Genomic DNA, 19,672 nt, shown 5'->3' on the forward strand with positions numbered 1-19,672 from the left:
CATGGAGAACCCCTATGAGATACCTGACGATCATCCTCATCCTGACCGGCGTGGCTCTGACCACGTCCTCCTGTTGCCCCGCGCGCATCTCCTGCGCGCCGACGGTGATCACCCAGCCCATCCCCGCCGCGGTGCCCGTGCTCCCCACCTATGGACCGCACCGTTGCCATCCGGGCTATGTGGGCTACTGCACGCCCTATCACCTGCCCTACGTCACCAGGACCACGGTGGTGAACCCCGTGCTGCCGCCTTACGCTCCGTGCAATCCCTGTTATTGACGTCGATTCCTTCACCCGGAGCAAGTCCGGATCAAAATCCAACCGACGTGACCTAAGAAAGCTTCAAGCCTCAAGAAAGGGTGTGAGGGACGCGGAAAATATCCCAGCGCATGATTCAGGGTGCCGGAACGTGCGCAAGTCTCTGAAAACAGTTCTTGCAAGCGGCCATGAACGTGATAAAAAGGCATCACGATCATGGCCGTCAGCGTTTTCGGCCAAGTCTTTTCCACTTCATCAAGGCCCATTTCTTCGATCCTCAAATCTTGCCACAGGAGTCCCCATGCACCGCTTCGCCCCTTTCTTGTTCGCTCCGCTTTTCATCCTCGCCCTCACCCTCCCGGGCCACGCCCAAACCGAACCTTTCACCGCCGGGGATCACCTTCCCCACTTTTCCATGCCTGCTCCGGAGTCTTCCGCTCACCGGGATTATTTGGGCCTGACCTCGGAGACGTCCGAGTTCACTCTGGCCGACGTGGACGGCCCAGCGGTGCTGATCCAGATCTTCAGCATGTACTGTCCGATATGTCAGCGCGAAGCGCCGGAGGTGAACGCGCTGTACGCCGCCCTGCACCGCGAGGGCTTGGCTGACGCGATCAAAATTTTGGGCCTCGGCGCGGGCAATTCGGATCTTGAGGTCCATGTGTTTCAAGAGCGCTACGACGTCCCGTTCCCCCTGATCTCCGACCCGGACTACGTCCTGCACAAAGCCTTCGGCGGAGTGGGAACTCCCTATTTCGTCCTGGTCCAGCCCTCCGACTCGGCTGAGGATGGCCACGTTGTTCGACTTTCGCACCTCGGAGCGTTCGATTCCGTGGAAGATTTCCTGGAAGCTCTGCTCACCGCCAAACATTAGGAGACGCCATGCGCCCCGCACATGTCCGACTCACGACAAGAACGACGCTGCTTCTTTGTTTGCTCTGGATGCTCCTCGTCGCGGGGAGCGCCCTGGCGGGCACGCCTGAAGGGACCATGGGCAAGATTCTCCAGCCCCCGAAACTCAAACCCGTCGACAGCGAGTTGAAGGTCCGAATCGGCGATCCGGCTCCCGGCTTTTCCCTGCCCGCGGTACACGGCGAAACCATCGCCTTGCACGACTACCATGGCCGGAAAAACGTCATGCTGTCCTTCGTTCCCGCGGCCTGGACCCCGGTCTGTTCCGACCAGTGGCCCGGATACAACATCCTGCAAGACGTCTTCGACCGTCACGAGACCATCATCCTGGGCATTACCGTGGACAACATTCCGACGCTCCACTCCTGGCTCCAGGCCATGGACGGATTGTGGTTTCCGGTGCTTTCCGACTTCTGGCCCCACGGCAAAACCGCCGACGTCTACGGCCTGCTACGCGGCGACGGGACCACGGAACGGGCCCTGGTTTTTATCGATAAACAAGGCCTGATCCGCTTTCTACACGTGGAAGACATTAACATTCGTCCTCCGCTGGAGATCGTCATGCAAGGCCTGCAGGCCCTCACTGACTGATTTTGCTTCCTCAGCGGAACTCCCCTCGCTTCATCACCGATCCCGGGCACGGGTCGAGACGGGCACGCACCCGCTCGCACCCGTGCCGTCCACATTGACTTGGACGCGAAAATTTGTTTTCAAACCGGGGTTCAAGGTTCCTGCTTCCGGCTTGTCGTCGGCGCGGATATTTTTTAGAAGTACTGGGGCACCGGATTGAGAATCGACCCGAAACGCAATCGAGAGCGGATGGTCCGTGAACAGATCGAATCACGAGGCATTACGGACCCGGCGGTGCTCTCCGCCATGCGTAAGGTCCCCCGGCATCTGTTCGTGGAAGAGGCCCTACACTCACAGGCGTACGAGGATCATCCCCTGCCCATCGGCTACGGCCAGACCATATCCCAGCCGTTCATCGTGGCCCTGATGACGGCTGTACTGAACGTTCGGCCTGGGATGAAAGTTTTGGAGATCGGGACCGGCTCCGGCTATCAGGCCGCAATCCTCGCTGAAATGGGAGCCGAGGTCTATTCCGTGGAGCGCGTCCAGCCCCTCTATTCCGCGGCGCTGACCCGCCTGAACAAAATGCGCTATTTCAACGTCCATCTGAAACTGGACGACGGAACCATGGGCTGGCCGAAGGAAGGTCCGTTTCAACGAATCATGGTCACCGCCGGCGGGCCCGACGTGCCTCCGCCCCTGTTGGAACAGCTGGACGAATCCGGCATTCTGATCATCCCCGTGGGCGCCAGGCAGCGAAGTCAGGAGTTGATCCGCTTCGTCAAAAAGGAAGGCAAGATCATGAAGGCGAACCTTGGCTCCGTCATGTTCGTCGACTTGGTCGGCGCCCATGGCTGGTGATCATTTTAGCTCCACTCACGGTTCCCAACCGGCCAAGCTGGTCCCGCGAACCTCATCGTTCCGGCCCTCCGGCTCCAGCACTCCTCAACAATTGACTCTCAAAAAACGATCCCCATGACCAACGCTTCAAACACTTCACCCGACGCTTCCTGCTCCACCTGCCCATCACGCAAAAAGGACGGTCGCGGTGAGCGTTCCGCCAGCAATACGGTTCAAGACCAGTTGATCAAATCCACCCTGGACAACATCCGCTTCAAGCTCTTCGTGATGAGCGGCAAGGGCGGGGTCGGCAAAAGCTCCATCGCCGTGAACCTGGCCGCGGCCCTGGCCCTGAAGGGACACCGGGTGGGCCTGCTGGATGTGGACATCCACGGCCCCAGCGTCCCGCACCTTCTGGGTCTGTCCGGGCCCCTGGAGCAATCGCGGGGTTCGCTGATCGCACCGAAACGATATGGAGACCGCCTTTTCGTGGTGTCCATGGAATCGCTGCTCCAGGATCCGGATCAGGCCGTGCTCTGGCGCGGACCGATGAAAACCGCGGCCATCCGCCAGTTCATCTCCGACGTGGACTGGGGTCATCTGGATTACCTGGTGGTGGACTCTCCTCCCGGGACCGGGGACGAGCCCATGACCGTGCTCAAGACCATTCCCGAGGCCCTGAGCATCGTGGTCACCACGCCCCAGGAAATCTCCCTGGCCGACGTGCGCAAGGCCATCAACTTCCTGCAATACGCCCACGCCAACATTCTCGGATTGGTGGAAAACATGAGCGGGCTGATCTGCCCGCACTGCTCCGGGCGGATCGAGCTTTTTAAGACCGGCGGAGGAGAGGCCCTGGCCAAAAAGTACGGACTGGAATTTCTTGGCGCCGTCCCTCTGGACCCCGCGGCCGTGGTCGCCGGCGACCTGGGCAAGCCGGTGGTCATGCTGGACGAGGACACGCCGGCCAAGCGCGCCCTCCTGCAACTGGCGGACACGGTCATCCGGACATCTGAAAACAGCCTGGAAGCGGCGGCTGGCGGACCTCCGCCAGAGCATGCGCGTCTCCCTCAAACATGATCAAGGGCATGAGTAGAGCATGAGGAGGTCGACCATGCTGAGAAAACCGCGCCGTTTTTTCTCCCTCTTCGGGGCCGTGGCCGGCATTTGCGTGCTGTTGCTGCTCTGGACCGGACTGTGCGCCGCGGGCACGATCTTTTTCTACAAGGACGAACACGGGGTGATGCATTTTACGGACACACCCACCTCCTCCAAATTCCGCCCGTTTCTCTCCCTGCGTTCCCGCATGGGCAGCAGCGCGGACCGGGCCTCCATCACCCGCTACGTGGAACAGTACAGCCAGAGGTACGGTCTGGATCCACACTTGGTCATGGCCGTAATCGAGGTTGAATCCGGCTTCAATCATCAGGCCGTCTCCCGGGCCGGAGCCCAAGGCCTGATGCAGATCATGCCGGCCACTCAGCAGGACCTGGGACTAGCCGAGCCCTTCGACCCGGCGGAGAACATCGAAGCCGGCATCCGCTACCTGAAAATGCTCATCGACCGCTTCCCGGATCTCTCTCTGGCCCTGGCCGCCTACAACGCCGGACCGGCCAACGTGGAACGCTACAACGGCATTCCCCCGTTCCGGGAAACTCAGGACTACGTCCGCAAGGTCACGACCAATTACGACCGTCGGCGGGCGGCCCGGAACTAAGCCATGCTCAATCTCGCCAACCAGGTCACCCTGGGCCGCATCCTGGCCATCCCAGTCCTGATCCTGCTGCTGTATTTCCCGAGCAAGCCGGTCAACGCCGTTGCCATGATCGTCTTCATCCTCGTGGCTCTGACCGACCTAGCGGACGGCTTCATCGCCCGCCGCTGGAAAATGGTCTCCAACCTGGGCAAGTTTCTCGACCCTCTGGCCGACAAACTGCTGATCAGCTCCGTGCTGATCATGCTCGTATTCCACGGTTGGGTCCAAGCCTGGATGGCCATCGTAATCATCGCCAGGGAACTGACCGTCACAGGACTGCGGGCCATCGCCGCGGACCAGGGCCATGTCCTGGCCGCGGACAGTTTCGGCAAACTCAAGGCGGTGGTCCAAGTGGTGGCCCTGTGTCCGCTGATCCTCCACTATACATGGTGGGGTTTCGACCCCCGGCCCCTGGGCGCGGGACTGCTGGCCATCGCCCTGATCCTTACCGTCTTCTCCGGTGCGAAGTACGTAATCCACTTCTTTCGTCAGGTGAACCAGGACGACGCAATCTGAACTCCTAACGTAACCCCAATTCGACGAGACGATTTCGATCTCGCGCCAAGGAGCCCCATATGGCCCAAATAGACGCGTTTTTCCGGATGATGCATGAACTCGGGGCCTCGGACCTGCACCTTTCCTCCGGCTCCCAGCCCATCATCCGCCTGCACGGAGATATGCAACGCATCAAGTACAAAGTTCTGGAGCATGAAGAACTCAAGAAAATGCTCTATGAAATCACCCCGGAGCTAAAGGTCAAGGCCTTCGAGGAAAGCGGGGACGTGGACTTTTCCTACGAAATCCCTAACCTGGCCAGATACCGGGTCAATTTCTTTCAGCAGCGTCGAGGCAGTGCCGCGGTGTTTCGGGAAATACCGCAAAAAATCCTGAGCATCGACGAGCTGAAGCTGCCTCCGTTGTTCAAGAGCCTGGCCATGCTCCCCAAGGGACTGGTTCTGCTCACCGGGCCCACGGGCAGCGGAAAGTCCACGACCCTGGCGGCCATCGTGGACTACGCCAACCGCCATCGCAAGGACCATATCCTGACCATCGAAGACCCTATCGAATTCGTCCACGAGCCCATCAGTTGCCTGATCAACCAGCGGGAAGTCTCCAGGGACACCATAAGCTTCAAGTCCGCGTTGCGCGGAGCGCTGCGCGAAGATCCGGACATTATCCTGGTGGGCGAAATGCGCGACCTGGAAACCATCGAACTGGCCATCGAGGCCGCTGAAACCGGCCACTTGGTCTTTTCCACCCTGCACACCATTTCCGCCCCCAAAACCGTGGACCGGATCATCGAGGTCTTTCCCGGCGACGTCCAGGGTCAGATCCGCTCAGGGCTTTCGGAATCCCTGCGTGCGGTGATATCCCAAAACCTGTTCAAGCGCATCGACCGCCCCGGCCGGGTCGCGGCTCTGGAAATCCTCGTAGGCGTTCCGGCGGTGCGCAACCTGATCCGCGAAAACAAGACGTTTCAACTCAATTCCGTGATCGAAACCGGACGCAAATTCGGCATGCAGTCCCTGGACGACGCCATTCTCAAATTGCTTCAAGATGGCGTCATCTCCCCTACGGACGCCTACAACAAGGCCGTTACGAAATCTAAATTCCGAGACTTCCTGGCCGAGCCTCCCCAGGATTTCACCGAGGTCTGAGTCATGGAACGCACCCAGCTCGACAACATTATCTCCGAGGTTTTACGCAAGGCCCCGGACACTTCGGACATTTTGCTCACCGTAGGCAAACCCATCCAGGCCGAGGTGCATGGCAAACTGACCGATATTCCCACAGCATTGCTTCCTACAACCCTGGTTCCTTTCCAAATCGAGTCCATTGTCTTTTGCATGGTGCTCAACAAGCTCTCCGGGAGCTTGCGCCTGTTTCAGGATCTGATCGGCAACGGCTCATGCGACCTCTCCTATACCCTCCGGGGATCTTGCCGCTTCAGGGTGAACATTTTCTTCCAGAGGGGCTCGCCATCCATCGTAATGCGCAAGATGCCCAGCCAGATTCCAACCCTGAGCCAACTCAACATGCCACCCCTTTTCAACCGGATGGCCGATGAGCAGTACGGCTTGGTCCTGCTTACCGGAGGCACGGGTACGGGCAAATCCACAACTCTTGCAGCGTTGATCGATACGATCAACGAACGTCATGCCAAACATATCCTGACCCTGGAAGACCCCGTGGAGTTCGTCCATCAGCACAAGCTCGGCACGGTCAATCAGCGGGAACTGGGCCAGGACTTCGACCAATTCTCCTCCGGACTGCGCTCCGCGCTGCGCCAAGCCCCCAAGGTAATCCTCGTCGGAGAAATCCGGGATCGGGAAACCATTGAAATCGCCCTGCAGGCCTCTGAAACCGGACACTTGGTTCTGGGCACCCTGCATACCAGCGACACGGGCCAGACCATCAATCGAATCATCGGCATGTTTGATCTGGCTGAAGAACGCCTGATCCGACAACGATTGTCCCAGGCCCTGAAATATGTCGTGTCTCAGCGGCTGATGCCGCGCCTCGGCGGAGGACGTGTCGCCGCGCTGGAAATCCTGGTTAACAACCTGCGAATCCGCGAACTGATCGTCAATGGCGAAACCGGGGAAAAGAACTTCTACAATGTGGTCGAGTCCGGGGAGGCCTACGGCATGTTTACCTTCGATCAACACTTGGCCAAGCTGTTCCAGGAAGAGGCCATCAGCGAAGTAACGGCCATGAATACGGCCTCGGTTCGTTCCCGCTTGGCCCAGTCCATCAATCGCATCAAGGTGATTCGTGGAGAAAGCGTCACGAACATCCAAAGTCTGGAACTGGATATGACCTATGACGAGCACAACAACATGGACTGAACCCTGACCAATCACGCATCACTACGCTCATGACCTGCTTCCGGAGCTGGAGTCCTCGCATGCATCTTAATTGTCCACATTGTCGCAAATTACTCAAGCTGGCCGCAGACAAATTCCCGGCGGGCCAGCGTGTCAAGCTGGTTTGCCCTCAGTGCGCCAAATCATTCGTGATTGAACCGGAACAACAAACCGCGCCAAACAATTTGCCGAGCCTTGAGCCGGATCCACTCCCTCAGGCCAGCGACCTGGAGTTTTATCCTCCTGGTGCAAAAGTGGCCTTTCTTTTTGTACGTGACCCGGACTGGGTCGCCTCCTTAACACACTGCCTGAAGGAGCGGGGTTATCACGTGGCTGTTTCCGATAACCATGCAGATGCCTTTCGCAGAATCGACTCGGTTGGCTATCACCTTCTGCTCTTCGAACAGACGCCCGAGGCCCTCGGCTTGCTAGGCCACATCCATACCTGGGCGGGAATTCAGCGCCGATCCGTCAATGTCATCCTCATTGGTGAGGATTCCGCGAGCCTCCACCCCCAGGCCGCGTTTCGCCACGGCGTGAACTGCTACTTTAATCATGCTGACAGCCAAAATGCCCAATGGCTTGTCCAGTCGGCCATTGATGGCTATGATGAATTCTATAAAGTCTGGCGGTTAGCCGCGCAGACGTTGAGTAAAGTCCACGTGTGACCTGAACATGAAAATACATAAGAAAGCCCGGTTGATAAATTGCCTGGACACCATCTTGGAAACGGAGTCCCAACTGCGTTCCCTGCGCGAGGCCGGATCGCTGGCATCAGAGTTCTCCTCCCTGCGATCCCTGATCCGCGACCTCAAACTGGAGCGGATATCAATGGATGAGGCGGATATCAAACGGATTGAGTTGGCGACGACGTTTTTTTTACAGGAGCTGGAAGTGCGGTTTCAGTATCTGGAAACCCCGCCCCACGCCAACCGGCTGCTCCAATAGGATGCATTACGGTCCGGATGTCCACCCGGCTTATCAAAAAGCGACCACGCCATGAAATGGACCAAACTGCTCTTTTTTTTCCTCCTGCTGTTGAACGGTTTTTTGGCCTGGAAGCTCCTGGGCCAGGATCTGGGCTGGAAATCCTACGTGGAACTGCGGGACCGCCGGGATGTGCTCGTCGAGCAGATTGCCGCCGTGGACGAGGTCAACCTGGATCTGAGCCGTGAAATCCGTCGCCTGACCACGGACCACGACTATGTGGCCAGCGTGATCCGGGTGGAGATGCACTATCTGCGACCCGATGAAATCCTCTATATTCCGCAAAACGATACGTTCCGGAGACTGCCATGACCGAAAAAATCGCCTGGCTCGAAGAGGTGTTGCGCCTGGAGCCCAATTCCAAGCTGTTTTTCCCCCTGGCCCAGGCGTATACACGGAACCAGCGCCCCCATGACGCCGTAGCCCTACTGCGCAAGGGGTTGACCTCTCATCCGGAACACCTGGAAGCCCGCCTCCTTTTAATCGAATGCCTCTCCGAATTGGACGCCGTCTCCCTGGGCGCCTCCTCTTCCGGCGAAGCAACTCCCGGAGTCGAGGCCCTCTCCTTCCAGGAACTGGAATCGCTTACCGCCGTGCTGGCCGGACACCCCGCCTTCTGGAAACTATGGGCCGCCGGCAGTCGGGCACAAGGCCGAACCGACCTCGCCGTGACCCTGGACATGCTCGCGGTCCAGCTCAGCGGAACCCGGCTCAGCTGGGGTACACTCCTCGAACAGGGCCTGCGCGCGGTGATCGGAGGACGCGAAGATCCACCTTCCCCCGGCCCCCTGGACGAACAGGTGCCCACCTCCCCGGAACCCAGCCTATTATCTATGCCTGACCCTGAGCCTGAGGCGGGAACAGACACGGACCCGAAACCAGCACCGGGCCCGGATATCACACCCGACGCGAGCCACGAAACCGAACTGAAATCCGAGACGCCCTCCCTCGTCGCCTTGAAGGAACCGCCCGAGGCGGAGGCTTTTCGGGAAGAAGAAAGCCTGGACATGAAAGCTCCTGAGGACATGGAGACTTTAGAAGAGGAGACCGAGAAGGTTTCCGGGGTGGGGATTAACGAACTTCTCGATGATGCTCCCGAAGCACTTGGGCAAACGACCCAAGCGCCCCCCGTGTATCCAGTGGACCCCGAAGCCGTTGATGAGCCGAGCCCAGAGGCGGAGGGCGAGACGCCTCTTTCTGAAGGTGAGCGACGGTACTACGAGACCAAAACCTATGCCGATCTGCTGGCCAAGCAGGGCGAACACGAGGAAGCCCTGGGCCTCTACGCCAAGCTGCTCCAAACGTCCCCGGACGACGAACAACGCCGGGACCTGGAAGCTCGAATCCAGGAGTTGCGAGACCGGGCCGCTAAGAGCCCGAGGGAGCCGGATTCCCATCCAACAGACTCGAATCACGCGGAGCCACGGACTGAAACGGAAACAAAGCCGGGACCGGAGCCAAAAGTGGAGCCCGTACCGGACCTGGAAGCCGGACAGAGCACTGATCAGGAAACAATCTCACGAGGCGCGAAGAATTCTGCCGCTTCGCCCCCCACGTCCCCATCGCCGAAAACAGAGACCACGAAGCAAACCCTTAAAAAACTTGCGGAACGCTTAGAATCCAGGGCCGAAAAATAGGCCTTCGCGATACACGCGTTCCACGCCGAATGGGATTGGAGTTCACCCAATTATGACCAACCATCTTTTTTTTCGCTTGTGCCTTTTGGCCCTGTTTATTTCCCTGGCCGGTTGCTCGACCATCCAAAACGCCTGGGACAAAACCACCGACGCTTACGAGACCTATGTCGATCCCAAGCCTGAGATCGACCTGGACCGCCGCCCCGGTCTGTCCCGGAGCGAGCAGTTGTTGGCCACCCAGTTCAGCTTGATGGACCAGCATTTGGAAGAGGCCCTGCGGACCTTGGCCCCCCAGGACCGGTTTCCGTCCTCGGACTGGTTCGGCATCTTTCTGGAACGGTTTCCCTGGATGACGGCCGTTTTGGCGGTGGACGCCCAGGGCCGCTTGCTGACCAGCCGACCGGAAACCCCGCTGAAAAGCATTGCCGTCGAACCATTGCTGGAACGGGAATGGTCCATGCTCCAGCGCGACCTGCAAGGGTTCGTCGAGGAGTCGCCTTTGGGGCCGGAAATGATCATCGCCGGTCCATTCTTCCGCGACGGGACGTGGCAGGGACTGATCATCGCCCACTTCGACCCTCGCGCCTTGATGGCCTTCGCCACCGAGTCGGAACGCTTGGTTCTGTTGACCCCGGAAGCCCTTCTCTGGACCGGCGTGGATCAGAACACGACACGGGAAATCACGGAAGCCCCCTGGGAGAACATTCTCCGGGATCGGGTCCACGGACGCCGGTCGGCTGAGACCAAAACCTTCCTCTGGCTGTCTCGGCCCATCGGGGCTCTGCAACTGATCTACGCCTTGGCCCTGCCCAACTAACGTCCTCGTTTCAAGGAGTCGCTTCATGCCCCAGATCACGGTCATCGAACATCTGCTTTTCCACCAGAAGGAATCCCCCATGGCCACGGGGCGGTTCACTCGCCTTCTTTCGGAAATGATCCTCTCCGGAAAGATCATCAATCAAGAGGTGAACAAGGCCGGGTTGGTGGAAATCCTGGGTTTGACCGGAGAGACCAATATTCAGGGGGAAAAGGTCCGCAAGTTGGACGAATTCGCCAATCAGGTCCTGGTGCATCGCTTGCAGCGGGCTGGCGTGCTCTGCGCCCTGGCTTCCGAGGAAAACGCCGACCTGATCCAGATCCCCGCCGACTGCCCCCAAGGGGACTACATCCTGATTTTCGATCCTCTGGACGGCTCGTCGAACATCGACGCCAACGTCAGCATCGGCACGATCTTCTCCATTTTTCGCCGGACCAGCCCCTGCGGAGAAACGATCACCATGTCCGACGTGCTCCAAAAAGGTGCCCAGCAGGTGGCCGCCGGGTACATCATCTACGGATCGTCCACCATGCTCGTATATACCACGGGCAAAGGTGTTCACGGCTTCACCCTGGACCCCAGCGTCGGAGAATTCCTGCTCTCCCATCCGGACATCCAGATTCCGGAACGCGGCAAGATTTATTCCACCAACGAAGGCTATCGCCACTACTGGGACGAGCCCACCCGCAATGCCGTCGACTACTTCAAAAATCCGGACAACGACTCCCAGCGGGTCTATCGTTCCCGGTACATCGGCTCCCTGGTGGCGGACTTCCATCGCAACCTGCTCTACGGCGGCATTTTTCTCTACCCGGCGGACTCCAAGGACCCCATGCACCCCCACGGCAAACTCCGCCTGATGTGCGAGGCGAACCCCCTGGCCATGATCGTGGAACAGGCTGGCGGCATGGCCATCGACGGAGTCAATCGCATCCTGGACATCCAGCCCACGGAACTGCACCAGCGCGTTCCCCTGGTCATTGGTTCGAAACTGGACGTGATCAAGGTCCGGGAATTGCTCCAGGCCGGTTGAGCCGACCACGGGCCGGATCTTTTTTCTCCCATGCTCTGCCTCGGCATTGAAACCTCCTGCGACGAGACCGCGTTGGCCCTGGTCCACGACGGCCGACTGCTGGGACAGTGTCTGCACAGTCAGGAAAAGCTTCATGCCTTGTTCGGCGGGGTGGTCCCGGAACTGGCCTCTCGCGGACACCTTACGGCCCTGCCCGTTCTTCTGGAACGACTCCTCAAGCGGACCGGCCTGACCATTCGAGACGTCCAGGTCGTGGCCGCCGCGAGGGGCCCCGGTCTTCTGGGCAGCCTGCTGGTGGGCCTGGGCATGGCCAAAGGTCTGGCCCTGTCTCTGGGCGTTCCCCTGGTGGGCGTCAATCACCTGCACGCCCACCTGCTGGCCGCCGGACTGGAACGCGAGATCCCGTTTCCGGCCCTGGGGCTTTTGGTCTCAGGCGGACACACGCAGCTCTACCGGATCACTTCTCCGTTTCAGTTCGAACTTCTGGGCAAAACCCTGGACGACGCGGCCGGGGAGGCCCTGGACAAGGCCGCGTCCATGCTCAACCTGCCCTACCCCGGCGGACTGCATATCGACGCATTGGCCGCAGGGACCGAGCCGAACCAATCCTTGTTCCCCCGGCCCTATCTGGACAACCGGAACCTGGATTTCAGTTTCAGCGGCCTGAAGACCGCCTTTTCCCAGCACCTTGCGAGTCGTCCCGAACTGCGACTGCCCCGCCTTCCGGACAAAACCGCTCTGACCCGATGGGCCGAGGACCATCCAGAGTTGGGCACGGTTTGCGCATCTCTTAACTGGAGCATAGCTGAAACCCTGCGGACCAAGGTCAAACGAGCCCTGACGGATAAAACAGCATACCGCGCCGTGATCGCCGCCGGCGGCGTGGCCGCCAACACCATGCTCCGCTCCCTGCTGGCGGAAACCACGCGGGCCCACGGCCTGAGCCTGATCCTGCCCAGTCCGGCCCTGTGCACGGATAACGCCGCGATGATCGCCTATTCCGGCTGGCTGCTGGCCAGGGACGGTTGGCGACACGACCTGACCATGGAGGCCCTGCCCCGCGGCAAGCCCATTCCCTGGGATTTCCTGCCTCGGTCTTTGCCGAACCCGCCAGGCTCACCTTGACAGGTTCAGCCCCCGCAACTAGTTTCACTGTTTGCACGGGAGGTTGCTCTACTTCCGGCATTATCCGTTCACGCAACCAAACTGCACGTCATACGAACCCGCAAGCGAAAAGGAGACGAACATGGCTCATGAACTGAACGATACGAATTTCGACGCTGAAGTCCTGCAGTGCGACCTTCCGGTCCTCGTCGATTTCTGGGCCCCGTGGTGCGGCCCGTGTCGGGCCATCGCCCCGGTGATCGAAGAACTCTCCCAGGAGCTGACCGGGCAGGTCAAAATCGCGAAGATGAACGTAGACGAAAGCTCCAAGACTCCTTCCCGCTTCGGCATTCGGGCCATCCCCACGTTGATCCTCTTCAAGAACGGGGAAGTGGTCGAGCAGTTGACCGGCGCCGTCTCCAAGAGCAGCATCAAGGACATGATCTCCAAAAAAATCTAATACCCGCGTATGAAATCTTTTGACTCGGTCATCATAGGGGGCGGCCCGGCGGGCATGACGGCCGCCCTCTATTTATTGCGCTCCGGAGCCTCCGTGGCCATGGTGGAACGCCTCGCCCCCGGCGGACAAGTCCTGGCCACTGAATGGATTGAAAACTATCCTGGTCACCCCAAGGGCGTACGGGGCTACGAGCTGGCCGACCTGATGGTCGACCACCTCAAGGACTTCTCCCACACGACCCTGCGACAGGAAGTTCGTTCCATCGAACACCAGGGGCCCGGGAGCAACCTCGTGCACCTGGACGAGGAAACCATTCAGGCCAAGGTCGTGGTGATCTGCTCCGGCGTGGCCTGGAAACACCTGGGGCTGGAGCGGGAAGACTACTTCACCGGACGGGGCGTATCGTATTGCGCCCTGTGCGACGCCAACTTCTTCAGAGGCCAGGCCGTGGCCGCAGTGGGCGGCGGCAACACGGCCCTGGAAGAATCCATCTATCTTGCCAAAATCGTTGCCAAGGTCTACCTGATCCACCGCCGTGACGCCTTCCGGGCCGACAAGATTCTTCAGGAACGGATCAAGACCGTTCCGAACATCGAGTGCGTGATGCAGTCCGTGGCCACGGAACTCGTGGGCGACACGGAACTCAAGGGAGTCCGGGTGAAGCGTCTGCCCGACGGAGGCGAACGCCTTCTGGACGTCTCCGGGCTGTTCGTCTTCGTGGGTTCCACTCCCTTGACCAGCTTCGCTCCCGAAACGCTGAACCTCTCCCCGACGCGCTTCATCGTCACGGACCAGGAAATGGCAACCAACCTGCCGGGAGTTTACGCTGCCGGCGACGTTCGCGACAAGCTCTGCCGCCAAGTGGCCACGGCCGTGGGAGACGGTGCCACTGCGGCTCATTCCGCATCCCTTTTTCTGGACACTCTGTGAACAAAACACCCATTTTCGCCTTCCTGTCCTGCGTGCTGCTCACCGTGTATCTGTCGGGATGCGGCATCATCGACTATTATTTTCTGACGCCTCCCGAGGACACGGCCCAGGAACTGGCCCAGGCCGGATTCGAAGCCATGGAGGAAAAGGATTATCGCCGGGCCATCACCGCCTTTACCAAGCTCAAGGACCGCTATCCCTTCAGTCCGTTTACCTCCGCGGCGGAACTGACCCTGGGCGACGCCTATTTTCTTTCGGAGCAATACGAGGCCGCGGTCCAGACCTATCTGGAGTTCGAGTCCCTGCACCCAGGACATGAGGCCATCCCCTACGTCCTGTTCCAGGTCGGCATGGCCAATCTCCGACAATTTCGCTCCATCGACCGCCCCACGGACAACCTGCATCTGGCCCTGCAGTATTTTCAACGCCTTCAACAGACCTTCCCCCAGTCTCCCCAGGCCCAGGACGCCGAGCAAGCCATCCAGGAGACCCGGACCCGCATCGCCGAGCACGAACTGTTCGTTGCCGACTTCTATTGGCGAAGAAGCCAATACGGGCCGGCTTGGCGGCGATATCAAGCCGTCCTTCAAGAGTTCGGTGACATTCCGGAAATTTCGGAGTACGCCCAGCGGCAAAGTGCTTTTTCCTACTACCGCTTCCAGAAACAGCAGTCCCAGGAAGACCGTGAAGAGCGGGAAGGCACCTGGAAGCGTCTGCTGGACTGGCTCTGATCCTGCCGCCCGTCGCGTAACGATGCTTTCGCTCCGTTTCCCCGCTTTTTCACGGCATTTCAGCCCGCCCGTTCGCCATGGCTGAACCCGGAAACTTGGCTTGGCCCGTTCTCTCAGACGAACTGCGCGTCCCGGATGACGTCCTGGCGAACGCCTATGCGTCAATCAACGATGTTGAGCGCTCCTGGATCAAGAAGAACATCGCCCAGCTCTACGCCCTGCACCCCCCTGCCGGCACGGACCGCGCCAGCACCCGAACCCGCTGGAACGGCGGCTTTGCCACCACCTCCACTCGCCTTGCCAGACCCTGGGCGTGTTTGGTGTACCCGGAATTTCCGAAAAGCCGAAGCGCTTCAGGTTGCCTTTCCAAATCCCTCGCCGGGTCCGGTCCGGCCGGAGTCGCCGCCGCCCTGGTGCCGGTGATGACCGCGGGCATTACCGACATTCTGACGATCCTGCACCCTTCGGCCTTGCGGTCCGCTCATCTGCTGACCACTCTTGAACTGTGCGGCCTGGAAAACGTGTACGCTGTTACTGGGGAAGCAATGCCAAAGGAACTCAACGCCCTGGTCGCACGGGAGCCGGCGGGCTTGATCCTGGATATGGGAGGTCTCGCGTCCCATGACCCGCTCTCAACAGAGGCCTTTCATCGGGCCATGGTCTGGCGTCCCCGACTTTCAGGGCGGCTCCGAATCTGGTGCGCCGCACCCGACCAGTGGGATTGGTCGACCCTGGAATGGAATCATCCGCGTGCCCGAATCGAAGCCTGGGGCCCGTGCCGCGACGCCGCGCCGGACCATTTCCTCCAGGTTGACGGAAACTGGGACGCCTTTCGTCGCTTACCCGGCGCTCTGGGCGTCGACGCGGACATGCTCCATGCCCCAGATTTGTCGGGAGTGTGGGGCCTTCCGGGCGACGGCCTGATCCTCACTCCGGGTCAGGAGGGCTGTTGGTACTGGCCGGACCTTGATCCGAGCTTCGTGTGTTTCCAAAACGGTATGGCCCTTGCTGATTCTCGATGACCACCGCCGAGGCGTTACCTTTCTCCTGCCCGTCGCGAACCAATCCGCAAGAAAGCAATCGTTCACTCCCCTTGGTACCCCCTTTCCTCGATTTCCCCTTGTAAGGCCGAGGGTTCATCTGTAAAAATCGCCTCCATGAGCAAAGCCAAATCCACGCCGACGACATCCTTCCCTGCCCACGGACCGGGAAAACGCTCCAGCTTGTCACTGGTTCGTAACATCGGGATCATCGCCCACATTGACGCCGGCAAGACCACGGTCACCGAGCGCATCCTTTATTTCAGCGGAGCCATTCACCGCATGGGCGAGGTGCACGAAGGCAACGCCACCATGGACTACCTGCCCGAGGAACAGGAACGGGGGATCACAATCACCTCGGCCTGCACCACCACCCAGTGGCATGAGTATATCCTGAACATCATCGACACTCCGGGCCATGTGGACTTCACCATTGAGGTGGAGCGCAGCCTGCGGGTCTTGGATGGGGCTGTGGGCGTGTTTTGCGCCGTCGGCGGGGTGGAGCCGCAGTCCGAGACGGTCTGGCGGCAGTCTGAAAAATTCGGTGTGCCCAAACTGGCCTTTATCAACAAACTTGACCGCCTGGGCGCGGACTTCGCCGCCGTGCTGGAGGACATGCGCTCCAAACTGCGCACCACGCCTCTGCCGCTGCAAATTCCGGACGGACAGGGCCAGGACTTCAAGGGCGTGATCGACCTGCTCCGGATGCGCTTTTTGAGCTTCCCCCCGGAGGACAAAGGCGCGAACGGCCAGTGGCAAGAGGCGGAGTTGACAGCTGAACAGGAACTGGCCGCTCAGCCCTGGCGGGAGCAGATTCTAGAAAAAGTCGCCGAACAGGACGACGCCCTGCTGGAGGCGTATCTTTCCGGCTTGCCAATGGACCTGGACGCTATTCAGGCCGTCATCCGCCACGCCACGCTGAAGGGCGCTCTGGTTCCCGTACTCTGCGGCTCAGCCCTTAAAAATGCCGGAATCCAGCCTCTGCTGGACGCGATCTGCTTCTACCTGCCTTCCCCCGAGGATGCCCCGGCCGCCAAAGGCGTCCATCCGGTCAGCCACGACTCCGTCTCCCTGTCCGCGGACCCCGGTGGGCCGCTGGCTGCCCTGGTCTTCAAGATCACCATTGAGGCCGGTCGGCGCTTGGCCTATACACGGGTCTACTCCGGCACCCTGGCCGAAGGCGAGCAGATCCGCAACGTGACCCAAGGCCAGGATGAACGTATTGCCCATATCTACCGGATGCACGCCGACAAAAAACAACGCCTGGACTCGGCGCAAGCCGGCCTGATCGTGGCCCTGGCCGGCTGCAAGGTCACCCGTACCGGGGATACGCTGGCGACGTTGAACAGCCCGGTGCTTCTGGAGCAAATCACCGCCTACCAGCCAGTGATCTCCCTGGCCCTGGAGCCCAAGACCCAGGCGGACGCCAAGAAACTCTCCGAGGCGCTTCAGTTTTTTCTGCTCCAGGACCCGACCCTGTTCCTGAGCCAGGACGAGGAAACCGACCAATTGATCCTATCCGGAATGGGCGAGCTGCACCTGGACGTTGTCCTTGAGCGGATGCACCGGGAGTACGGAGTTTCCCCACGGACCGGCAACCCGCAGGTGCTGCATCAGGAAACAATCCTCAAACCCGCCGAAGGGCAGGCCGTGTTCGAGCGCGAACTGGCCAAGATTCCACATTTCGGCGCGGTCCGGATCGCCGTGGCTCCGCGGGACCGGGACACGGGCAACGCCGTGCGCTGGACCATGGACATCCAAGGCTGGCCCGAAACCTGGATCAAGGCCGTGGAGCAAGGCGTCGCCGACGGCCTGCAAAGCGGCGTGGCCAAGGGATACCCGGTCCAGGACGTGCTGGTGGAAATCGTCCACTTGGAACGGCGCGACGGGGAATCCTCGCCGGTGGGCTACCAGATGGCCGCGGCCCAGGCCCTGAAGCAGGCCCTGAACGAAGCCGGCCCCGTGCTTTTGGAGCCGATCATGGACATCGAGATGACCGTGCCGGACGAATTCGTGGGCGAGGTGATCGGCCTCTTCAACTCCCGGGGCGGCCGCGTGGGCAACATGTTCGACCGCTCCGGAGCCAAGGTTATCACCGGCAGGGCTCCCATGCGACAACTATTCGGCTTTTCCACTGCCCTGCGCTCCGCCTCCCAGGGCCGGGCCGGCTTCACCATGCGCTTCGCCCGCTTCGACGCCCTGGCGTGATTCCCGCTCCCATGCAACCACGACGGACCAGGCTTTGGTGGGAAAACCTGATCAGGGGACTTCGCCATGGATACATGCGAATTCTGCGGCTCAAATCCAGCCCCCAAGACATCGCCCTGGGCATGGGACTGGGAGTGTTCATCGGCCTGCTGCCGATCATCCCGCTGCAGACCGTCGTGGTCCTGGCCCTGGCCCTGCTCCTGCGATGCAGCAAGCTGACCGCACTGATCGGCACCCTGATCACCAATCCGCTGACCATCCCGTTTTTTTACCTGATCATGCTCCGGATCGGCCGCTTTTTTCTTCCCGATGGGCGAGGACGGCTCAACCCGGATCATTGGACCATCGGAGAACTCCTGCAAGCCGGTTGGCATTTCTACGGCAGCATCCTGCTGGGCGGTTTCGTGATCGCCGTGCCCAGCGCCGTGCTGGCCTATTTCCTGACCCTGGCCGTGACCCGGGCACACCAAGCCCGCCGAGCCCGAAAGATGGCCACGTCGCCGTACAAAAAGCATCTCTATTCATCCTCGACCCAACCCTCCAGCCGACCTCCCGACTCCTCGGGATCGGGGGCATGATGCCGCCCGCTTTCAGAGCCGAGGGGCCGAAAACGCACCGGGTCGCGCACAGGCCCAAGCGCAGCCTGGGCCAGAATTTTTTGCACGACCAAGGCACGGCCTGGAAAATAGCGGACGCCCTGGAGGCTTGTTCCGGGCACCGGGTTCTGGAAATCGGGCCGGGGCGCGGTGCGCTGACCTGTCGACTCCTGGAGTCCGGCTGCGATCTGTACGCCCTGGAAAAGGACGGCGTCCTAGCCGGAGAACTGAAAAAACGCTGGCCGGAATTTTCAGTGACCGTCGCGGATGCGCTGCGGTTCAACTGGACGAAACTCGACGGTCCGTGGCGGATCATCGGCAACCTGCCCTACAATGTCGCCTCGCCGATCATCTGGGACTTGGTCGCCGACGTCCCGCGCCTGGAGCGGGGAGTATTCATGGTCCAAAAGGAAGTCGCCCAAAGGCTGGCCGCCGCACCGGGCTCGCGAAGCTACGGAGCCTTGAGCGTCTGGGTCCAGAGTCATGTCCAGGTTCGCGGTCTGTTCACCGTAGGGCCTCAAGTTTTCCACCCCCGCCCGAAAGTGGACTCCGCCGTGGTCCGCCTCACCACCTTGGCCCCAAAAGAACGCCTCCAACACTCCGATCCACTCCGCCGATTACTGCCCCTGTGCTTCCAGCAACGCCGCAAACAACTCAAGACCATCCTCCGCCCGCTGTGGGGCGACCACCTGGATCAGTGGTTCCAAGACCAAGCCCTGCGCCCGGAAAGCCGCCCCGAAGAACTCTCCCCCTGCCGCTTCCAACTCTTGGCGAACCTCGTTTTCCCATCATATTAATAAGCCGAAAAGCGCCCCTTCAGCCTCGCGCTGAGTATCTCGTGCTCGCAACGAATCGGCCAAGCCAGGCAAAGCAAGAAATAGCCGGCATTTTAACGGATGAGACTAGATGAAAACAAATTTTCCGCGG

At 60.3% G+C, this 19,672-nt stretch carries 24 protein-coding genes; 23 read left to right on the top strand and 1 reads right to left on the bottom strand.

Annotation, left to right across the window (positions count from 1 at the left end; translation table 11 throughout):
- Positions 1 to 14: 14 nt before the first annotated feature.
- Complete coding sequence (locus C6366_RS03970; RefSeq protein ID WP_107736052.1) at positions 15 to 278, top strand: hypothetical protein; 264 nt, start codon at positions 15 to 17, stop codon at positions 276 to 278.
- A gap of 11 nt (positions 279 to 289) precedes the next feature.
- Here C6366_RS03970 and C6366_RS03975 read toward each other — a convergent pair whose 3' ends face one another.
- Positions 290 to 523: a hypothetical protein gene (locus tag C6366_RS03975; RefSeq protein ID WP_107736053.1), complete on the bottom strand. Its 234-nt coding sequence runs from the start codon at positions 521 to 523 to the stop codon at positions 290 to 292.
- Between the two features lie 35 nt (positions 524 to 558).
- Here C6366_RS03975 and C6366_RS03980 point away from each other — a divergent pair, with 35 nt between their 5' ends.
- The 22 genes from C6366_RS03980 (at position 559) to rsmA (ending at position 19,542) form a co-directional block, all read left to right on the top strand.
- Positions 559 to 1,131, top strand: coding sequence for a peroxiredoxin (locus C6366_RS03980; RefSeq protein ID WP_107736054.1), 573 nt, complete (start codon positions 559 to 561; stop codon positions 1,129 to 1,131).
- 8 nt (positions 1,132 to 1,139) lie between these two features.
- Positions 1,140 to 1,760, top strand: a complete 621-nt coding sequence (locus C6366_RS03985; protein WP_233248385.1) for a redoxin domain-containing protein — start codon at positions 1,140 to 1,142, stop codon at positions 1,758 to 1,760.
- A gap of 195 nt (positions 1,761 to 1,955) precedes the next feature.
- Positions 1,956 to 2,600 carry a protein-L-isoaspartate(D-aspartate) O-methyltransferase gene (locus tag C6366_RS03990; protein WP_255412077.1) on the top strand — a complete coding sequence of 215 codons (645 nt, stop codon included), beginning with the start codon at positions 1,956 to 1,958 and terminating at the stop codon, positions 2,598 to 2,600.
- 114 nt (positions 2,601 to 2,714) lie between these two features.
- Positions 2,715 to 3,659, top strand: a complete 945-nt coding sequence (locus tag C6366_RS03995; protein ID WP_107736057.1) for an Mrp/NBP35 family ATP-binding protein — start codon at positions 2,715 to 2,717, stop codon at positions 3,657 to 3,659.
- Between the two features lie 34 nt (positions 3,660 to 3,693).
- On the top strand, positions 3,694 to 4,296 hold the full coding sequence (locus tag C6366_RS04000) for a transglycosylase SLT domain-containing protein (protein ID WP_107736058.1): 603 nt from the start codon (positions 3,694 to 3,696) through the stop codon (positions 4,294 to 4,296).
- 3 nt (positions 4,297 to 4,299) lie between these two features.
- Entirely contained in the window at positions 4,300 to 4,851 is a 552-nt protein-coding gene (gene pgsA / locus C6366_RS04005) for a CDP-diacylglycerol--glycerol-3-phosphate 3-phosphatidyltransferase (RefSeq protein WP_107736059.1), read from the top strand.
- 59 nt (positions 4,852 to 4,910) lie between these two features.
- Positions 4,911 to 5,993 carry a type IV pilus twitching motility protein PilT gene (locus tag C6366_RS04010; RefSeq protein WP_107736060.1) on the top strand — a complete coding sequence of 361 codons (1,083 nt, stop codon included), beginning with the start codon at positions 4,911 to 4,913 and terminating at the stop codon, positions 5,991 to 5,993.
- Between the two features lie 3 nt (positions 5,994 to 5,996).
- Positions 5,997 to 7,184: a type IV pilus twitching motility protein PilT gene (locus C6366_RS04015; RefSeq protein ID WP_107736061.1), complete on the top strand. Its 1,188-nt coding sequence runs from the start codon at positions 5,997 to 5,999 to the stop codon at positions 7,182 to 7,184.
- 59 nt (positions 7,185 to 7,243) lie between these two features.
- The gene (locus C6366_RS04020) at positions 7,244 to 7,870 is read left to right on the top strand and encodes a hypothetical protein (RefSeq protein WP_107736062.1); all 627 of its coding nucleotides are present in this window, start codon (positions 7,244 to 7,246) and stop codon (positions 7,868 to 7,870) included.
- A gap of 7 nt (positions 7,871 to 7,877) precedes the next feature.
- Complete coding sequence (locus C6366_RS04025) at positions 7,878 to 8,150, top strand: hypothetical protein (protein WP_107736063.1); 273 nt, start codon at positions 7,878 to 7,880, stop codon at positions 8,148 to 8,150.
- 51 nt (positions 8,151 to 8,201) lie between these two features.
- The gene (locus C6366_RS04030) at positions 8,202 to 8,501 is read left to right on the top strand and encodes a septum formation initiator family protein (protein WP_107736064.1); all 300 of its coding nucleotides are present in this window, start codon (positions 8,202 to 8,204) and stop codon (positions 8,499 to 8,501) included.
- Positions 8,498 to 9,826: a tetratricopeptide repeat protein gene (locus C6366_RS04035; RefSeq protein WP_107736065.1), complete on the top strand. Its 1,329-nt coding sequence runs from the start codon at positions 8,498 to 8,500 to the stop codon at positions 9,824 to 9,826. Before C6366_RS04030 ends, C6366_RS04035 begins: the two co-directional genes overlap by 4 nt.
- 52 nt (positions 9,827 to 9,878) lie before the next feature.
- Entirely contained in the window at positions 9,879 to 10,643 is a 765-nt protein-coding gene (locus tag C6366_RS04040; RefSeq protein WP_107736066.1) for a hypothetical protein, read from the top strand.
- Between the two features lie 25 nt (positions 10,644 to 10,668).
- Positions 10,669 to 11,676, top strand: a complete 1,008-nt coding sequence (fbp, locus tag C6366_RS04045; RefSeq protein ID WP_107736067.1) for a class 1 fructose-bisphosphatase — start codon at positions 10,669 to 10,671, stop codon at positions 11,674 to 11,676.
- Between the two features lie 30 nt (positions 11,677 to 11,706).
- Positions 11,707 to 12,801 (top strand): tRNA (adenosine(37)-N6)-threonylcarbamoyltransferase complex transferase subunit TsaD, encoded by a 1,095-nt coding sequence (tsaD, locus tag C6366_RS04050; RefSeq protein WP_107736068.1) that lies wholly within the window; start codon positions 11,707 to 11,709, stop codon positions 12,799 to 12,801.
- 121 nt (positions 12,802 to 12,922) lie between these two features.
- A complete protein-coding gene (gene trxA, locus C6366_RS04055; RefSeq protein WP_107736069.1) occupies positions 12,923 to 13,240 on the top strand; it encodes a thioredoxin in 318 nt (105 codons plus the stop codon).
- 9 nt (positions 13,241 to 13,249) lie between these two features.
- Positions 13,250 to 14,170, top strand: coding sequence for an NAD(P)/FAD-dependent oxidoreductase (locus tag C6366_RS04060; RefSeq protein ID WP_107736070.1), 921 nt, complete (start codon positions 13,250 to 13,252; stop codon positions 14,168 to 14,170).
- Entirely contained in the window at positions 14,167 to 14,901 is a 735-nt protein-coding gene (locus tag C6366_RS04065; protein WP_107736071.1) for an outer membrane protein assembly factor BamD, read from the top strand. Before C6366_RS04060 ends, C6366_RS04065 begins: the two co-directional genes overlap by 4 nt.
- A gap of 77 nt (positions 14,902 to 14,978) precedes the next feature.
- Entirely contained in the window at positions 14,979 to 15,923 is a 945-nt protein-coding gene (locus C6366_RS04070; RefSeq protein WP_107736072.1) for a hypothetical protein, read from the top strand.
- A gap of 135 nt (positions 15,924 to 16,058) precedes the next feature.
- Complete coding sequence (gene fusA / locus C6366_RS04075) at positions 16,059 to 18,149, top strand: elongation factor G (protein ID WP_107736073.1); 2,091 nt, start codon at positions 16,059 to 16,061, stop codon at positions 18,147 to 18,149.
- A gap of 11 nt (positions 18,150 to 18,160) precedes the next feature.
- The gene (locus C6366_RS04080; RefSeq protein ID WP_107736074.1) at positions 18,161 to 18,727 is read left to right on the top strand and encodes a DUF2062 domain-containing protein; all 567 of its coding nucleotides are present in this window, start codon (positions 18,161 to 18,163) and stop codon (positions 18,725 to 18,727) included.
- Positions 18,724 to 19,542, top strand: a complete 819-nt coding sequence (rsmA, locus tag C6366_RS04085) for a 16S rRNA (adenine(1518)-N(6)/adenine(1519)-N(6))-dimethyltransferase RsmA (protein ID WP_233248386.1) — start codon at positions 18,724 to 18,726, stop codon at positions 19,540 to 19,542. The genes C6366_RS04080 and rsmA overlap by 4 nt, the downstream gene beginning before the upstream one ends.
- The last annotated feature ends 130 nt before the right edge of the window (positions 19,543 to 19,672 follow it).

Source organism: Desulfonatronum sp. SC1 (assembly GCF_003046795.1).
GTDB lineage: Bacteria > Desulfobacterota > Desulfovibrionia > Desulfovibrionales > Desulfonatronaceae > Desulfonatronum.

Bases quoted from the DNA above. Each gene is read 5' to 3' on its own strand.
- C6366_RS04000 (WP_107736058.1), top strand. From the start codon at position 3,694: ATGCTGAGAAAACCGCGCCGTTTTTTCTCCCTCTTCGGGGCCGTGGCC.
- pgsA (WP_107736059.1), top strand. From the start codon at position 4,300: ATGCTCAATCTCGCCAACCAGGTCACCCTGGGCCGCATCCTGGCCATC.
- rsmA (WP_233248386.1), top strand. From the start codon at position 18,724: ATGATGCCGCCCGCTTTCAGAGCCGAGGGGCCGAAAACGCACCGGGTC.
- fbp (WP_107736067.1), top strand. From the start codon at position 10,669: ATGCCCCAGATCACGGTCATCGAACATCTGCTTTTCCACCAGAAGGAA.
- C6366_RS03995 (WP_107736057.1), top strand. From the start codon at position 2,715: ATGACCAACGCTTCAAACACTTCACCCGACGCTTCCTGCTCCACCTGC.
- C6366_RS04030 (WP_107736064.1), top strand. From the start codon at position 8,202: ATGAAATGGACCAAACTGCTCTTTTTTTTCCTCCTGCTGTTGAACGGT.
- C6366_RS04015 (WP_107736061.1), top strand. From the start codon at position 5,997: ATGGAACGCACCCAGCTCGACAACATTATCTCCGAGGTTTTACGCAAG.
- tsaD (WP_107736068.1), top strand. From the start codon at position 11,707: ATGCTCTGCCTCGGCATTGAAACCTCCTGCGACGAGACCGCGTTGGCC.
- C6366_RS03970 (WP_107736052.1), top strand. From the start codon at position 15: ATGAGATACCTGACGATCATCCTCATCCTGACCGGCGTGGCTCTGACC.
- C6366_RS04070 (WP_107736072.1), top strand. From the start codon at position 14,979: ATGGCTGAACCCGGAAACTTGGCTTGGCCCGTTCTCTCAGACGAACTG.
- C6366_RS04010 (WP_107736060.1), top strand. From the start codon at position 4,911: ATGGCCCAAATAGACGCGTTTTTCCGGATGATGCATGAACTCGGGGCC.
- C6366_RS04080 (WP_107736074.1), top strand. From the start codon at position 18,161: ATGCAACCACGACGGACCAGGCTTTGGTGGGAAAACCTGATCAGGGGA.
- C6366_RS03980 (WP_107736054.1), top strand. From the start codon at position 559: ATGCACCGCTTCGCCCCTTTCTTGTTCGCTCCGCTTTTCATCCTCGCC.
- C6366_RS03985 (WP_233248385.1), top strand. From the start codon at position 1,140: ATGCGCCCCGCACATGTCCGACTCACGACAAGAACGACGCTGCTTCTT.
- C6366_RS04025 (WP_107736063.1), top strand. From the start codon at position 7,878: ATGAAAATACATAAGAAAGCCCGGTTGATAAATTGCCTGGACACCATC.
- fusA (WP_107736073.1), top strand. From the start codon at position 16,059: ATGAGCAAAGCCAAATCCACGCCGACGACATCCTTCCCTGCCCACGGA.
- C6366_RS04020 (WP_107736062.1), top strand. From the start codon at position 7,244: ATGCATCTTAATTGTCCACATTGTCGCAAATTACTCAAGCTGGCCGCA.
- C6366_RS04040 (WP_107736066.1), top strand. From the start codon at position 9,879: ATGACCAACCATCTTTTTTTTCGCTTGTGCCTTTTGGCCCTGTTTATT.
- C6366_RS04060 (WP_107736070.1), top strand. From the start codon at position 13,250: ATGAAATCTTTTGACTCGGTCATCATAGGGGGCGGCCCGGCGGGCATG.
- C6366_RS04035 (WP_107736065.1), top strand. From the start codon at position 8,498: ATGACCGAAAAAATCGCCTGGCTCGAAGAGGTGTTGCGCCTGGAGCCC.
- trxA (WP_107736069.1), top strand. From the start codon at position 12,923: ATGGCTCATGAACTGAACGATACGAATTTCGACGCTGAAGTCCTGCAG.
- C6366_RS03975 (WP_107736053.1), bottom strand. From the start codon at position 523: ATGGGCCTTGATGAAGTGGAAAAGACTTGGCCGAAAACGCTGACGGCC.